Annotated in this window: 13 protein-coding genes and 6 pseudogenes; 11 read left to right on the top strand and 8 right to left on the bottom strand. The window is 73.2% G+C overall.

Annotated features, from left to right (window positions below; genetic code table 11):
• Positions 1–6: 6 nt before the first annotated feature.
• Together ABD794_RS10620 and ABD794_RS10615 are read right to left on the bottom strand one after the other, a co-directional pair.
• Entirely contained in the window at positions 7–1,068 is a 1,062-nt protein-coding gene (locus ABD794_RS10620; RefSeq protein ID WP_344962624.1) for a hypothetical protein, read from the bottom strand.
• Between the two features lie 48 nt (positions 1,069–1,116).
• Positions 1,117–2,739 carry a M48 family metalloprotease gene (locus ABD794_RS10615; RefSeq protein ID WP_344962621.1) on the bottom strand — a complete coding sequence of 541 codons (1,623 nt, stop codon included), beginning with the start codon at positions 2,737–2,739 and terminating at the stop codon, positions 1,117–1,119.
• A gap of 192 nt (positions 2,740–2,931) precedes the next feature.
• On the opposite strand from ABD794_RS10615, the gene ABD794_RS10610 reads away from it, so the two are divergent.
• The 3 genes from ABD794_RS10610 (at position 2,932) to ABD794_RS10600 (ending at position 5,077) form a co-directional block, all read left to right on the top strand.
• Positions 2,932–3,438 carry a DinB family protein gene (locus ABD794_RS10610; protein ID WP_344962619.1) on the top strand — a complete coding sequence of 169 codons (507 nt, stop codon included), beginning with the start codon at positions 2,932–2,934 and terminating at the stop codon, positions 3,436–3,438.
• A 7-nt stretch (positions 3,439–3,445) separates the two neighbouring features.
• Positions 3,446–3,883, top strand: a complete 438-nt coding sequence (locus ABD794_RS10605; protein WP_344962617.1) for a contact-dependent growth inhibition system immunity protein — start codon at positions 3,446–3,448, stop codon at positions 3,881–3,883.
• A gap of 210 nt (positions 3,884–4,093) precedes the next feature.
• On the top strand, positions 4,094–5,077 hold the full coding sequence (locus ABD794_RS10600) for a DUF2599 domain-containing protein (protein WP_344962615.1): 984 nt from the start codon (positions 4,094–4,096) through the stop codon (positions 5,075–5,077).
• Here the strand turns inward: ABD794_RS10600 and ABD794_RS18870 are convergent.
• The 3 genes and pseudogenes from ABD794_RS18870 to ABD794_RS10595 all read right to left on the bottom strand — a co-directional run.
• Positions 4,991–5,434: pseudogene (locus ABD794_RS18870) on the bottom strand (MmyB family transcriptional regulator); the annotation flags it as partial. The gene ABD794_RS10600 and the pseudogene ABD794_RS18870 sit on opposite strands and share 87 nt — an antisense overlap.
• A 25-nt stretch (positions 5,435–5,459) precedes the next feature.
• Positions 5,460–5,606 (bottom strand): annotated as a pseudogene (locus ABD794_RS18865) (MmyB family transcriptional regulator); the annotation flags it as partial.
• Between the two features lie 524 nt (positions 5,607–6,130).
• Complete coding sequence (locus ABD794_RS10595) at positions 6,131–6,373, bottom strand: hypothetical protein (protein WP_344962650.1); 243 nt, start codon at positions 6,371–6,373, stop codon at positions 6,131–6,133.
• Here ABD794_RS10595 and ABD794_RS10590 point away from each other — a divergent pair.
• On the top strand, positions 6,344–6,586 hold the full coding sequence (locus ABD794_RS10590) for a class I SAM-dependent methyltransferase (RefSeq protein WP_344962648.1): 243 nt from the start codon (positions 6,344–6,346) through the stop codon (positions 6,584–6,586). The genes ABD794_RS10595 and ABD794_RS10590 overlap by 30 nt on opposite strands.
• 32 nt (positions 6,587–6,618) lie before the next feature.
• Complete coding sequence (locus ABD794_RS10585) at positions 6,619–6,927, top strand: hypothetical protein (RefSeq protein ID WP_344962613.1); 309 nt, start codon at positions 6,619–6,621, stop codon at positions 6,925–6,927.
• Here the strand turns inward: ABD794_RS10585 and ABD794_RS10580 are convergent.
• On the bottom strand, positions 6,888–7,745 hold the full coding sequence (locus ABD794_RS10580; RefSeq protein WP_344962611.1) for an SMP-30/gluconolactonase/LRE family protein: 858 nt from the start codon (positions 7,743–7,745) through the stop codon (positions 6,888–6,890). The two genes, ABD794_RS10585 and ABD794_RS10580, sit on opposite strands and share 40 nt — an antisense overlap.
• Before the next feature lie 205 nt (positions 7,746–7,950).
• Here ABD794_RS10580 and ABD794_RS10575 point away from each other — a divergent pair.
• Positions 7,951–9,122, top strand: a pseudogene (locus ABD794_RS10575) (MFS transporter).
• On the opposite strand, the gene ABD794_RS10570 reads toward ABD794_RS10575, so the two are convergent.
• Positions 9,004–9,804 (bottom strand): polysaccharide deacetylase family protein, encoded by an 801-nt coding sequence (locus ABD794_RS10570; RefSeq protein ID WP_344962608.1) that lies wholly within the window; start codon positions 9,802–9,804, stop codon positions 9,004–9,006. The pseudogene ABD794_RS10575 and the gene ABD794_RS10570 sit on opposite strands and share 119 nt — an antisense overlap.
• A 91-nt stretch (positions 9,805–9,895) precedes the next feature.
• Positions 9,896–10,360: a MarR family winged helix-turn-helix transcriptional regulator gene (locus ABD794_RS10565; RefSeq protein ID WP_344962606.1), complete on the bottom strand. Its 465-nt coding sequence runs from the start codon at positions 10,358–10,360 to the stop codon at positions 9,896–9,898.
• Positions 10,361–10,711: 351 nt separating this feature from the next.
• Between ABD794_RS10565 and ABD794_RS18860 the strand changes: the two are divergent.
• From ABD794_RS18860 to ABD794_RS10540, 5 genes and pseudogenes are all read left to right on the top strand, one after another.
• Positions 10,712–10,933, top strand: a pseudogene (locus tag ABD794_RS18860) (MFS transporter); the annotation flags it as partial.
• Between the two features lie 76 nt (positions 10,934–11,009).
• On the top strand, positions 11,010–11,318 hold the full coding sequence (locus ABD794_RS10555; protein ID WP_344962600.1) for a hypothetical protein: 309 nt from the start codon (positions 11,010–11,012) through the stop codon (positions 11,316–11,318).
• A gap of 11 nt (positions 11,319–11,329) precedes the next feature.
• Positions 11,330–12,169 (top strand): MFS transporter, encoded by an 840-nt coding sequence (locus ABD794_RS10550; RefSeq protein ID WP_344962598.1) that lies wholly within the window; start codon positions 11,330–11,332, stop codon positions 12,167–12,169.
• Positions 12,170–12,194: 25 nt separating this feature from the next.
• Positions 12,195–12,800 (top strand): annotated as a pseudogene (locus ABD794_RS10545) (DsbA family oxidoreductase); the annotation flags it as partial.
• Positions 12,801–12,841: 41 nt separating this feature from the next.
• Positions 12,842–13,868: pseudogene (locus ABD794_RS10540) on the top strand (SDR family oxidoreductase); the annotation flags it as partial.
• Positions 13,869–14,736: the final 868 nt, after the last annotated feature.

Here is a 14,736-nt window from a genome sequence, read left to right as displayed (position 1 = left end):
GGGGCGTCAGCGGCCCTTCCGGAGTGCCCCGGAGCCGAGGATCGCCGCGTCGCGGTAGAGGCAGAAGGCCACCGCCTCCTTGGTCGGGTAGTGGGTCCACGGCACGGCCGCCACATAGCCGTCCACCCACCGGAACTGCTCCACGGCCTCCGCGTAGCGCTCCTGCTTGGCCAGGACGTACGCCAGCATGTGCCGTGCGTCCGCGAGCCGGGGGTGGCCCGGACGGCAGGCCGCCACGTCCATCAGCGCGGCGTCGACCATGGCGGTGAGGTGCACCGAGCGGAAGGCGACGTCCGGGGCGTCCGCGTCGAGGTGGTCGTACCAGTGCTGGAGCGGGAGCATGGTCATCAGGTTGCCGGGCGGTGCCGTGCGTGCGGCTGTCCATGCGAACTCGCGCACCAGCTCCTCGGAGCCGCGCCACCTCGGGTACCAGTACAGGAGAGCGGAGGCGTGGGCGTCGTAGTGGTACGGCGCGCGCGAGGTGATCTCGGCCCACAGCTCCCGCATCATGTCGTGCGACGCGCCCGTGGCCTTGTACAGCGGGATCCGGGCGATATAGGGAGTGGGGTCCCCCGGCGCGGCCAGGGCCACGGCGCGGTCGAGGTCGTCCCGGGCCTCCTCCAGCACCCGGTGGAAGCCCATGAACTGCTCGGCCGTGGTGTCCTTGGCATAGGCCGTGCCACGGATGTCCCATGCCACGATGATCCTTGCCTCCGCCTTGACGACGGCCGCGCCCGGGTCGTCGGGGCGCGCGGCCTCCCAGTCCCTGAGCCAGGCGTCGTCCTTCGCCGCCGCGTGGGCGATGATCCCGACGAGTGCGGAACGCCGCTCCCAGTCGGTGCCCGTGGCGTCGAGCGCCCGCGCGGCGGGCCCCCAGTCGCCGCGGGCGAGGGCCGCCTCGATGGCGTCGGCCTCGGGGTCCGCGAAGGACCGCTCCGTGTTCTGGCGCTCCGGCGGCAGCCAGCCCGCGGCGGCGAGTTGGGCGGCGGACGGTGCCGCGGCCGCGCGCCGCTTCCTCCAGATCCAGAGGGAGACGGACACCGCGATGATGATGAGGGACAGCAGCATGCCTGAAGAGAATCCGATCGAGAGACAGGGACAGGGACAGGGGAAGGTTCAGACGGCGGATGTGCGCAGCAGTTCGCGCAGCGGTGCCGTGTCGGGGACGTCCCCGACGGCCGGCCGTACGGCGGCCGCCACCGCCTCGGCGGTCTCCCGGCCGCCCGGCAGCAGCAGTCGCGCCGACTCCGCCCAGGACAGCTCCCAGCGGGCTGCCGCCGTTTCGGCCAGGGCCAGTTCGGTCACGTCGCGCAGCCCGGAGTACAGCGCGGGGCGCAGGAACTCCCGGGCGGCCCTGCCCCGGGCCCGCGCGGCCTCCGGTGATGCGGGCAGGTGGCCGGCGATCCGCCACAGCGAACCCGCGTCGACGGCGTCGAGGAACGCCGCCAGGTCCGCCGTGGCGCTCGCCGGGGACGCCGGGAGGCCCGCCGCCGCCAGCGCCTCCCGCAGCGGGCGCGCGCCCTCCGTCGTCAGCGTGTGCATGGTCCGGTGCGTCAACTCCCGCCATTCCACGCGTTCCAGGGCCAGCGTCTCCGGGGTGAGGACGGCTGTCTCCAGCTCCGCCAGGACCCGGTCGGCGTCGCGCAGCAGCGCGGGCCCGGCCGGGGCGGCCGCGGGGCTGTCGTCGGGCAGCGTCTCGATCAGGCGGATCCGGTCGGCGGGCGCCGGGTGGGTGTCATACGGGGAGAGGTCACCGACCGGTGGTTCGTTCCGCAGCGTCGCCAGGTTCTCCTGGCGCTCCGGGGCCGCGAGCAGCCTGCGCAGGCCGCCGAAGACCTCGCCGCGCGGCGGGAGGAGGCCTGCCGGGACGCCCATGGTCGCGTAGCGGCTCATGTAGAAGTCGTGGGCCGCGACGAGCACGGCCGTCTCCCGGAGCGCCGACGCGGTGGCGTCCCGCCCGGCGATCCGCGCCGCCGTCCGGTCGGCGGCGAGCTCCTGCGCCCGGCCGACGCCGTGGGTGGCCCGCAGACAGAACCGGGCGTACGCGAGGAAGGGCTTGGCCGCCGTCCGGTAGGTGAACCCGGCCCGGCCGGTGTTCACCTCCTTCGCCTCGCGGCCCTTGGCGACCGCTTTGGCGGCGGCCTTCTCCTGGCGGGAGCGCTTCTTGTCGATCCGCTTCCGCTCCTGCTCCTGGAACGCCTCCACGGTGCGCAGCACGCTGTCGCGGGCGCGGTGGGTGAGGCCGGCGAGCCGGGTGTCGGTGTTGCCGTAGTGGGCGAGCTCATGGGCGAGCACGGCGTGCAGCTGTGGTTCGGTGAGCCCGGTCAGCAGTGGAACGCCGATGTAGAGCCGGCGCGGGCCGGGCAGCAGGCCGAGCAGCCGGGTGTCCTCGGAGACGCCCGCGTTGGCGTCCCCGGTGAGGAGGATCGCGTCGGGCGCGCGGGTGCCGATCCGCTCGGCCAACGAGCGGACGATCCGCCACAGTTCGGGCTGCTCGCTCTCGCCGAGCGGCAGTCCGGCGACGTCGGCGTGGCCCGGCCGGTCGAGCAGGAGGGTGCTCCGGACGACCGGCACTCCGAGCAGCACGGACAGGACCGTCACCTTGACCGCGACGGCGGTCGGCGCCCAGGTCCACGCCGCGATGCCGGCGCCGAGGAGGGTGCCGAGCACGGCCAGGGTGAGCAGATGGAATCCGGCCAGCAGGGCGAAAGCCCGGAGGGCGCGCAGAGAGGTGCCCAAGGGCGGGGTCCCCCAGCTGAAGACTCGGCGAAGCAACGACCAAGGGATCATATGTGCGATTGGGGTATGAGTGGGCGGAATTTCGCCGGACGCCGAATAGCACCGGATCGCGCCCGGTATCGCCCCCCGGTCTGTGGGGCCCGTCGATAAACAGCTCGACATCGGTCGCTGTGATCGTGGACGCTTCGCCGGATGGCCATAATCGACTACACGCCTCCCGCCTGGGACGAGCGCACCCAGCTCACCACGTTTCTCGACTACACCCGTGACACCGCCCGCGCCAAGTGCGAGGGCGTCTCCGCGGAGAACGCCCGCAAGGCGCTCCTGCCGGGCTCACCGCTGATGACCATGAGCGGAGTGATCAACCACCTCCGTTGGGTCGAGTACTACTGGTTCCAGGTGGTCTTCCTCGGCGAGGAGGACCGGGGGCCCTGGACCGAGGAGGACCCCGACCGCGAGATGCGCATCGCCGTCGACTTCCCGCTCGCGCAGTTGCTCGACGAATACGCCGGACAAAGCGCCCGCTACCGCGAACTGGTCGCAGGGAACGGCCTGGAGAGCAAGGCCCGGCGAGCCGTCCGCGACGGTCTCCACGTCGACCTGCGCTGGATCCTCCTCCACCTCACCGAGGAGACAGCCCGCCACAACGGCCATCTGGACATCCTGCGCGAGATGCTCGACGGCACGACCGGCGGCTAGGAGTTGTGTGGGATCTCGGGGCGGGACGAATGAGCAGGTGACCGAATCCGTAAACCGATCGCGCTCGCTCGAGGAGCTCGAAGATGTCCACTGGCCTCCGCCGCCTGCGGGCGCTACCCGCCTCATGGCCGAGGCCCAGGCTCTGCGGCACAAGCCCGTCGGCGCGCTCGGTCCGGAGGACCTGCGGCTGCTGATCACGCAGGACGTCGGCCTGCCGTACCTCCTGCCGTTGGCCGTCGAACTGCTCCGCACGGACCCCATGGCCGAGGGAGACCTGTACGAAGGGGACTTGCTCTCGGCCGTCATGACCAGAGGACGGACGGCATGGGGAGAGGTGCCGAAAGCCGCACGCGAGCTTCGTGCGATCCTCTCCTCGCCGGCCGACCTGCCGCCTGGACTGCGGCAGGAAGCCGACAGCTTCCTCGCCGTCACCGCCCGTCTTTGACGCCGCCCCCATCACCGTTCCTGATGCTCGGCACGTGCCCACCGCAACAACTCGAAGGGGATCACGCGCTTCTCGCGTCGCCTGCTGCGTGGCCGGTTCGCCCCTCGGTGCCCTGTTGGCGCTGTCGTTAGCGTGTCCGCTGTGACTCAACACACACGTCCTCAGCGGCGAAGAGTGCCGCGCAAGGCAGCAGGTGCCGTGTTCGCCGCCGTGCTTCTCGCACTGACCGTCCAGGCCCCGGGGGCCGCCGCCGACGACGCCGTGGTCTGCGGACACCGCGTCCAGGGCGCGATCCTGGCGAAGTACCAGGAGATGGGTGGGGAGAGCTCGCCCCTCGGCTGCCCGAAGACCGACGAGTTGACCACCCCGAACGGGGTCGGCCGGTACAACACCTTCGTCGGCGGGTCGATTTACTGGAGCCCCGACACGGGCGCCCACCCCGTGTGGGGCGCCATCGGCGACAAGTGGGGCACCCTGGGCTGGGAGGCCGGGTACCTGGGCTTCCCCGCCGGCGACGAGCTGGCCAACCCCGACGGGGCGGGAAGGCGCCAGCAGTTCCAGGGCGGCACCGTCTACTGGCACCCCACCCTGTCCAACGGCGCCCACGCCGTCTCGGGCAATATCGGCTGGGTGTGGGGGGCGTACAACTGGGAGTCCGGGGCCTTCGGTTACCCGACGTCCGACGTGTACTGGGACAAGGAGAACAAGGAGAGCTATCAGAAGTTCACGAACAACAAGAATCTGCGAATCTTCTCCAACCCGAACGGCAACGGCGTCGAAGGATGCGAAAGGGCGTGCGCGGGCTACTACGGGGTGGTGGGGGACGGTCCGGGTGACCAGGCCACCGACCTGATCAACGAGACGCGCGTCGAGATCCCGCTCCAGGACTGGAACACCAAGTTCGTCATTCGCGCGTGGCCCACGCTGAAGGGACGCGCCGCCTCCAAGGCGGATTACAAAGCGGGCTGGGACCAGATGATGAGCCGGGTGCCCACGCCGTGGGCGATGACCCCCACGATGCAGAGCTCGCTGTACAAGCAGTTCGCCTGCCATGCCGTCTTCTCGGTCCCCAACCCCACGAAGCCCGGCGAATGGCTCGGCGGCCCGTCATGGGACCTCGAATCGTGGCGTTCCGATGTCCCGTGGACCACGGCCCTCAACCCGCTGCGGAACTCCAAGTGCAACTGGGACTGACTCACGGGACGGGCCCGCCACGGTAGCGTGAGCCGCCAGCCGCCGCAGGGCGTCGGCCGACGCCGATCCCTCCGCCGCCGTGTAGACGACCATCCACTCGTCGGGGTCGTCCGTGGGCCGGAACGCCTCCCAGGAGAGGTGCAGAGTGGTGCCGAGAGCGGGGCAGGACAGTCTGGAGGGGGCCCGGGAGGTGTCGAACGTGAACTGTGTGCCCCACAGCCGGCGGAAGTCGGCGCTCGCCGCCGCCAACTCCCCCGTGTGCGCGGCGAGTACGGCGTCGTGGGGGCGCCGGGCCGTCTCCGTGCGCAGGTGGGCCACGATCTCGCGGGCCGAGCGCTCCCAGTCGAGGAACAGCGAGCGGGCCCGCGGTGTGGGTGAACATCAACCCGCCGAGCGAGCGGGCCCGCGGCGGGATCCGGGGGAAGTCGAAGAAGACACGGGTGGCGGACCGGTTCCACGCCGTGATGTGCCGTTGCGGCCGAGCCAGGTAGGCGGGTGCCTCGCCCAGGGAGTCGAGGACGCGCCGCACGCTGTGCGCGTACTTCCGGCACCTCCGGTGCTTCCGGCCCCGAGGAGCCGCCCGCGTCGGCGTGCCGCGCGAGGGCGCGCAGATAGCGGCGCTCGCCCGGGGCGAGCCTCAGCACGCCGGCGACGGAGTCGAGGACCGCGTCCGAGACCAGGGAGGTGTGACCGCGTTCGAGGCGGATGTACTGGTCGACGCTGACCGAGGCGAGCGCGGCCACCTCCTCGCGCCGGAGGCCCGCGACCCGGCGCGGGCGTGTACGCGCAGCCCCACGTCACCGGGCCGCAGCCGCGAACGGTGGAAGACGAGGAAGTCGCGCAGCGCGGTCTTGCGGTCCATCCGGGCATTTTCGGCGACGGGTGCCGGAGTCGACAAACCGCGACAGTGCAGATTCTGCACTGTCTCCGACGGGCCTCCGGCCACACTCTTGTACCTGCTTGCGCCTGTTCATCGACATCCCCGGAGGTTTCCATGGAATCCGGCCAGCCGAGTCGGACCGCGCTGCGGGCGGCCCAGGCCCGCGCTCTTCATCAGGCCGATCCCCGGCGGTTCTTCACGGACCCGCTGGTGTCGGCGCTCCTGCGGGTCGGTCCCGGCGAGCCCGACGGGATCGCGCGGCTGCCCGACGACCCGGTCGACCGGTACAACCTCCGGTTCGTCGCCGCGCGCAGCCGCTTCGCCGAGGACGCGCTCGCCTCCGCCGTGGCCTCCGGCACCGGCAGGCCGTCGTCCTCGGCGCCGGTCTGGACACCTTCGCCTGGCGCAACCCCCATGACGGACTACGGGTGTTCGAGGTCGACCATCCGGACACCCAGCAGTGGAAGCGGCAGCAGGCGGCAGCGGCCGGGATCGGCGTTCCGCCGTCGCTGGCCTTCGTCCCCGTCGATTTCGAGGGCGACGCCCTCGCCGGGGCCCTGGACGCGGCCGGGCTGGACCGCGCGGCCGGGCCGCGTTTCTCCTGTGGCTCGGGGTCACGCCGTACCTGACGCGGGAGGCCGTCCTCGGCACGCTGCGTTCCGTGGCCGCGCACGCCGCGCCGGTGAACGTGGTGTTCGACTACTACGGCGAGCCGTCGGCGGCGCTGTCCCCGAGGCTCCGCGCCGTGCGCGAGGCCGCGACGCGGATGGTCGCGGAGCTCGGCGAGCCGTGGCTGAGCTTTTTCGCCCCGGACGACATCGCGGGCGAGCTGCGCGCGATGGGGCTGGACGACGTCGAGGACGTCGCCGGGCCGGATCTGCTGGCCCGGTACGTCGGCGAACCCGCCGTCGGCGTCGATGCGTTCGGCGGTCATGTGATCCGGGCGGGCCGCGCTACCGCCCGACGGTGACCCGCACGATCCGCCCCGACGCCTCCGTGACGAACAGGTCGTGCCGGGGGGTCGTAGCCGCCGAAGTTCCGCGGGGCGCGGACGCTCGTCGGCATGCGGAGGCCGGCGGCCAGGACGCAGGAGCGGCCGGTGGACGGGGTGACGCGGAGGAGTTCGCCGCGGCCGAAGGAGGCGACCACCACGTCGCCGTCGTCGAGGACGGTGAGGTCGTCGAGGGCCTTCGCCTTCAGGGGGTTGGGGCTCAGGCGGGCGACGGTGGACCACCGGGACGGATCGTCGAGGGGGATGCGGACCAGGCGGGACGTGAGGTCGACGAGGACGCTCGCGTAGAGCCGGTCGCCGGCGACCGCCAGGCCGTTGGTGCCGAAGACGGCGGCCTGGCGGGTCCACTCCTCGTCGCGCGTGCCGTCGGGGCGGATCTTGAGGATGCCGGTGGCGAGTTCGCGGGTGAGGTAGAAGTTGCCGGCGTCGTCGATGGCCAGGCCGTTGATGCCGGGGGTGCCCGTGACGACCTTCTCGGGGCGGGGGTGGGCGGCCGTCGGGTCGAAGCGGGCGATACCGCCGTCGCGGGCCAGGGGGGCGACGCCGTAGTTGACGTACATCCGGCCGTCGGGGCCGCGGCGGATGCCGCCCGGGCCGCTCACGGGGACGGTGGTGCGCAGCGTGCCGTCGGGGGCGTATCCCTCGACGCGGTTCTTGGTGATGTGCGAGACCCAGAGGGTGCCGTGGCCGTCGAACTCCAGGTTCTCGCGCCAGTCCGCCCACGGGGACGCCGCCCGGCGGAAGACGGACTGGGTGCTCCCCGTCGGGCAGCCCACTGCGGCCGTGGATGTTCCCTGGCCACCAACGAGCAGTGCCGCGGCGAGACTTGCGGTCGATATCAGTGATCGTAAGCGCATCGCACCGTTCTACCATGGCGGGTTTCCGGTACGACATGGCCTTTTATCGGAAGCGCGACAGTCCGTGTCCCCGGCACGATCGAGGCGTGTCAGCGAAAAGAAGCGCCATAGGGAAAGAAACGCCATAGGTCTGCTGTCCTTCGGCCACGCCTGCGTGGACGTCTACCAGGGCGCGGTGGCCGCCCTGGTGCCGTTCTTCGTCTCCGAGCGGCACTACGGCTACGCCGCCGCCTCCGGTGTCGTCCTGGCCGCGTCCCTCCTGTCGTCCGTCGTCCAGCCGCTGTTCGGCGCGCTCACCGACGGTGGCGCATGCGTGGCTGCTGCCGGTGAGCACGCTGGTGGCGGGCGGGGGCATCGCGCTGGGCGGGGCCGCCGGGTCGTACCGCGCTCACCCTCGTGCTGGTCGCCGTGTCGGGGGTCGGCATCGCCGCGTACCATCCGGAGGCCGCGCGGGCGGCCCGCGGCGCGGCCCGGGGCGATCACGCGGCGATGGGCTTGGTTCTCGCTCGGCGGCAACATCGGTTTCGCCGCGGCCCCGTTGCTGGTCGCGGCCGTGGTCGCCACCGGCGGCCTGGGGGCCTCTCCGCTGCTGGCCGTGCCCGCGCTGGTGGCGGCCGTGCTGTACGTGGCCGTCCCGAGGACGGATCCGCGGCCCGGGACGGCCGCGGCGGGCCACGCGGACGGACGGGAGGACGACCGGGCGTCGTTCGCCCGGCTGACGGGGGCCATCATGTGCCGCTCCGTCGTCTTCGTCGGGCTGAGCGCGTTCGTCTCGCTGTACGTGCGCGAGCGCGTCGGCGGCGGCGAAGTCGCGGGAACGGCGGCCCTGTTCGTCCTCTATCTGGGCGGTGCGGTGGGGACGGTGGCCGGCGGGCGGCTGGCGAACCGGTACAGCCGCGTCACCGTCGTCCGCCGCTCGTACGCGCTGTCCGTCCTCGCCGTCGCCGGCGTCGTCCTCGTCCCCGGCCGGCGCTCTACGGGTTCGTCGCGCTGACCTCGGCCTGCCTGTACGTGCCGTTCTCGCTGCACGTCACGCTCGGCCAGGACTACCTGCCCCGGCACGTGGGCACGGCGAGCGGCGTGACGCTGGGGCTGGCCATCAGCGTCGGCGGCGTCGCCGGCCCCGCCATCGGCGCGCTGGCCGACGCGGCGTCGCTCCAGGTGGCCCTCGCCCCGCTCATCGCCCTGCCCGCCGTCGGCTGGCTGCTGCTGCGTCCGCTGCGCGAGCCGGCCGTGCCGGAGCGGATCGACTCCCCCGTGCGGCAGGCGGATCGAGCAACGCCCGCAGATCGCTGATGTCGTAGCCCCGTGACCGCACGAGCTCGATGATCCGCGGCAGTGCCTCCGCGTCCAGCACCTGTCCCGAACCGTCGCCGGAGCCGACGTGCATCTGGACGATCGCGCCCGGCGCGAGCACGTCGGCCACGCGCTGCACGGCCTTCTCGACGGTCATGCCGCCGGCGGTGCCGACGTAGCCCTTGGTGTCCGTGGTCCACTCGATGTCCGCGAAACCCAGGGAGTTGACGTGGGCGATGCCCTGCGGCGTCGCCTCCCCGTACGGGAAGCGGAAGAACGGCAGCGGCACGGCGCCCGCCGCCCGCAGCGCCCGGTCGGCGGCCGTCACCTCCCGCTCGACCCCGTCCCGGGAGAGCCCGGTGAAGTGCGGATGGGTGTGGGAGTGGCTTCCGATGCCGCCCTGTCCGGCCATGGCGCGCACGGCGTCCGGATGGCGCTCGGCGAACTCGCCGGTGGGGAAGAACGTGGCGGGCGCCCCGTACCGGCGCAGGGTGCGCAGCACCTCGTCGATCCCGGCGGTGTCCCAGGCGGCGTTGAAGGTGAGCGCGACGCGGCGTTCGGTGGTGGCGAAGGTGCGGTTGGCGGAGCCGTAGAGCCGCTCGACGGGGGCGGCGACGGCCGTGCCCGGGGCGGGGCACAGGACGAGCAGCAGGGTGGCGGCCAGGGCGCGGAGGATCCTCACACGGCCGAGCATGGCCCCCGCGCCCGGCCGTGGCACGGCGTGCGGCCCGGACGGGTGGAGCCGCATGCCCCGGGCCGCCGCATCCCGTCCGTCACATCTCGTCGAACATTCCCGCCACCGCGTCGAGGACCCGGACGGCGGCCGCGACGTCCTCGGCGGGGACGTCGCCCAGGGCGCCGGCCCAGCGCTCGCGCCACTGCCCGCGGGCGGCCTCGACGACGCCCGCGCCCTCCTCGGTGAGGACGACGCGGACGGCGCGGCGGTCGGTGGGGCTGGGCTCGCGGGAGATGACGCCCTTCTTCTCCAGCGCGTCGAGCATGCCGGTCATGGTCGCGGGCGTGACGTCGGCGTACCCGGCCAGCTGACGGGCGGAGGCGTGGCCGGTGTCGGCCAGGCCGTCCAGGGCACGGAGTTGGGCGCCCGTCAGTCCGTCGGGGCGTTGCTGTTCGCGACCGCGCAGCCGCCGGTAGGCGGCGAAGAGGCCGGCCACCGCCTGCTGGGCCTCGTCGACCGGGGACGTGCCGGTGCGCGGGTCCGGGGCGGGGGCGTCGGTCATGGGGTGGGCCTCCTCGGGGCGGACACGTACGTCGTCCCGCGGACACGTACGTCGTTCTCGGGTCCCCACACTAGCTCTCCCACCGGCCGGACACCATCTTGTAAGGTCCCATACTATACGGAGCCTAATTAATTGCTTCGGGCAGGTCAGGCCTGCCCTCGGGAGGATTCCCATGCCCGTTTCCACCGCCGTTTCCACCACCGCCCCACCGTCGCCGCCCGGCCGCCGCACCGTGGCCGCCGTGATGGCGGCGCTGCTGCTGGGGCTGCTGCGCTCCGCGCTCGACCAGATGATCGTGGCGGCCGTGATGCGCACCGTGGCCGACCAGTTGCACGGGCTGACGCTCCAGGCGTGGGCGACCACCGCGTACCTGGCCACCGGGGTCGTCTCCACGCCCTGTACGGCAGGCTGTCGGACCTGTACGGCCGCAAACCGCTGTACCTGGTGTCGATCTCGCTGTTCCTGCTGGGCTCGGCCCTGTGCGCGGCGGCGCAGTCGATGTACCAACTGGCGGCCTTCCGGGCCGTCCAGGGGCTGGGCGCGGGCGGGCTGATGGCCCTGGCGTTCGCGATCCTGGCCGACATGCTGCCGCCGGAGCGGCGCAGCCGCCAATCAGGCGTGGTTCGGGGCGGCGTTCGGCGTCGCCAGCGTGGCCGGCCCGGTGCTGGGCGGGCTGTTCGCCGGCCTGGACCGGCTCGGGGGCATCGCGGGCTGGCGCTGGGCGTTCCTGGTCAACCTGCCGATCGGCGCGGTCGCTCTGCTCCTGGTCGCCACCCTCTACCGGCTTCCGCACACCCGGGTGCGCCATCGCGTGGACTACGGCGGCGCGTTGACCCTGCTGCTCGGTCTGGCCCCGCTGCTGGTGGTGGCCGAGCAGGGCGGCCACTGGGGCTGGACGTCCGCCCGCACCCTGGCCCTGGCCGGCTGGGGGCCGCCGGGCTGGCCGCCTTCGTCCTGACGGAACGACGGATGGGCGACGCCGCGCTGCTGCCGCCCGCCATGTTCCGCCGGCCGCTCTTCGCCGTGAGCAACGCCGTCAACACGGTCGTCGGCATGGGGGTGTTCGGCGGCCTGAGCCTGCTGCCGATGCACCTCCAGATCGTCAAGGGCCTCTCCCCCGGCGCGGCGGGGCTGATGCTGCTGCCGCAGACCCTGGGCATCATCGCCGGCGGCCGGCTGTGCGGTCCCGTCGTCATCCGCACCGGCCGCCACAAGGGGTTCCTGCTGCTGGGCCTGGCCTGCATGACGGGCTGCGCCCTGGCCTTCTCCCGCCTCTCCCCCGACACCTCGCTGTGGACGACGGGGCTGGTCACCGCGGTGATGGGGCTCGGGATCGGGGTCTGCTTCCAGGTCATGCTGCTCGCGATCCAGGCGTCGGCCCCGCCCGGGGCGATGGGCGCGGCGAGCGCCTCGTACACCTTCTTCCGGCAGATCGGCGGCACCGCGGGGACGGCCGTCTACCTCTCGGTCCTCTTCGCGCTCACCGGCGACCGTGTCGCCGACGCCCTCCATGACGCCGAGCGCACACCGGAGTTCGGCGCCGCCCTCCGGGATCCCGCCGTCGCGGACACCCCGGCCGCGCGGCGGCTGCTGTCCGCGCTGCGCGACGGCACGGCCCCGGACCTGGACGACAGCTCCTTCCTCGACCGCCTCGACCCACGGCTCGCCCGCCCCGTCCTGGAGGGGCTGTCCGGCGCGCTGGACACCGTCTTCCTCATCGTCACCGGCGTCCTCGCCACGGGGCTGGTCCTCGCGCTGTTCCTCAAGGACGCCAGGACCACCAAGGACACGAAGGGGAAGGCCGCATGACCCGCCCGTCCACGTCGAGTTCTGGGCCGACGTGATGTGCCCCTGGTGCTGGATCGGCAAGCGGCGGCTGGAGTCGGCCGTCGCCCGGCTCGGCCGCCCCGTCGAGGTCGTCTGGCGCGGCTTCGAGCTGCGCCCCGGCCATCCGGCCGTCCCCGGGCCCACACTGCGCGAGACGATGGCCGCCCGCTACGGGCTCGATACGGACCGCCTCACGGAACTGTTCGGCCGGATCGAGGAGTTGGGCGCCGCCGAAGGGCTGCTGCTGCGCCCGGCCACCGCCCGGCCGGTCAACTCCTTCGACGCGCACCGGCTGATCCGCGCGGCCGCGGACCACGGCCTGGCCGACGCCATGGCGGAACGGCTCTTCGAGGCCCATCTGACCGACAACACCGATGTCGCCGACCGGACGGTCCTCACCGGTCTGGCCCGCGACACCGGCCTCGACGCCGAGGCGGTCCGCGCCGTGCTCGACGGGACGGAGCACGCCGACGCCGTCCGCGCCGACCGGCGGCGCGCCGGACGCGTGGGCATACGGCAGGTGCCCGCGTTCGTCGTCGACGGCGTGCCCGCCGCCGTCGGCGCCGAGTCCGCGGCCGTTCTCCTGGACCGGCTGCGGAGGGCGGCCGGCTGACGGTCCCGTTTGCGGGCACCGCCGCCGGGTACCCGGCGGCGGTGAACACACGCAACAGACCGCGAACCGTCGTCGTGACCGGGGCCAGCGGCGGTGTGGGACGCGCCACGGCGCGGGCCTTCGCCGCGCGCGGCGACCGGGTCGCCCTGCTGGCCCGGGGCCGCAGGGGGCTGGACGCCGCCGCGCGCGAGGTCGTCGCGGCCGGCGGGCAGGCGCTGGTCGTCCCCGTCGACATGGCGGACCACTTCGCCGTGCGCGCGGCGGCGGGCCGGTCGAGGAGGTGTTCGGCCCGGTGGACGTCTGGGTCAACAACGCCTTCGCGACGGTCTTCGCGCCCTTCGTCGAGATCGAGCCGGACGAGTTCCGGCGCGCCACCGAGGTCACGTACCTGGGCTGCGTGTACGGCACGCAGGCCGCGCTGTCGCGGATGCTGCCGCGCGACCACGGGCACGATCGTCCAGGTCGGCTCGGCGCTGGCGTACCGGGGGATCCCGCTGCAGTCCGCGTACTGCGGGGCGAAGCACGCGATCCAGGGTATGAACGAGGCGCTGCGCTGCGAGCTCCTCCACCAGGGCAGCAGGGTGCGCACCACGATGGTGCAGTTGCCCGCGATGAACACCCCGCAGTTCCGCTGGGCGCTCTCCCGCCTGCCCGCGCAGCCCGCGGCCGGTGCCGCCGGTCCTACCAACCGGAGGTCGCGGCGCGGGCGATCGTCCACGCGGCCGGCCACCCGGACCGGCGCGAGCACTGGGTCGGCGGCAGCACGGTCGCCACCCTGCTGCTCAACGCGGTGGCGCCGGGGCGCTGCTGACCGCTACCTGGCGCGGACGGGCTTCTCCATCGCATGCAGACGTCGGTCCCGCACGAGGACCTGGCCCGGTCACCTCTGGCACGCCGGCGACGGCGCCGCAGCGCACGACTTCGGCGCGCCACGGTGCACCTTCGGACGACCGGGCGCACGGCCCAAGCGGCGTGCAGCCGTGGCTCGCACCCGCGACCACTGCGGCGGCGTGTGGCCGCGGTGCGGGCGGCGGCCGGGGTGGCGTGGCGGGGCTGCGGAGCGCCGGCGCTGATCGTCCGGTCCGGCCGGGGGCCACGGCGCCCCCGCGCCGTCACCCGTTCGGCGGTATTGCGACCATTCCCCCGCGCGCCGGACACCATGACAGTGACGACGCCGGTGCCCAGCCAGGGCCGATCTGGCTCCCTCGCCCGCCCCGCCGGCCCGCATCTCGCGAGACCGATGGACCGAGACTCTCGTTCACGGGCCCTGCCACCAAGGCGGTATCGACGGCCCGATCCCAGGGGTGGGCGCGTGACACGGCACGCGCGCGACGAGTCCGTTCCCGGGCGCAGGCAGCCGTCTCGGCTGGTCTGCGAGTACGAGGGACAGGACAGTCCGTCTGGTCTCCGGGCAGCGGGTGGAGATGATCCCCCGCCCAGCGACCCGCTCCGCGAGGAGCAGGACATGCACTGCCCTTCTGTGTGGAGGTCCGGGACGCGGAGCTGCGTCCGCTGTAACGGCGAGTCATGCACCACTCCGGTGCGCCACGACGCCGATGTTCTCCGACATCCGGGGCGCCGCTGGCCCGGTCGCCCGTGTACCAGACGAAGGGCCTTCGCGTTGCTGTCCCCGACCATCGCGGAGGCCGATACCACATCACGCTCTGTGAGCAGCCCGCTCGCCCCGTGGGCGGCCCTCGCCCCGCGACCGAGGTGGCCGTTTCGCCCTGGGCCCCGGGCGCGGGTGGAGCGGGCACGGACTAGGGGGAGGCACTGAGATGGGAACGGGGACGGGCCCGTCGTACGGCACCACGAAGATCGTCGACAAACGTCGCCGACGGCACGTTGAAAACTGGTCCATCATGCGGCGACGGCTACCAAAGCGCGCAGCTGGCCCAGTTCCCCGCCAACGACACCCAGAACTTAACGTCAACAC

Source organism: Streptomyces thioluteus (assembly GCF_039535865.1).
The sequence above is the reverse complement of the archived record's forward strand: the minus strand, read 5'-3'. Positions and strand labels throughout refer to the sequence as shown.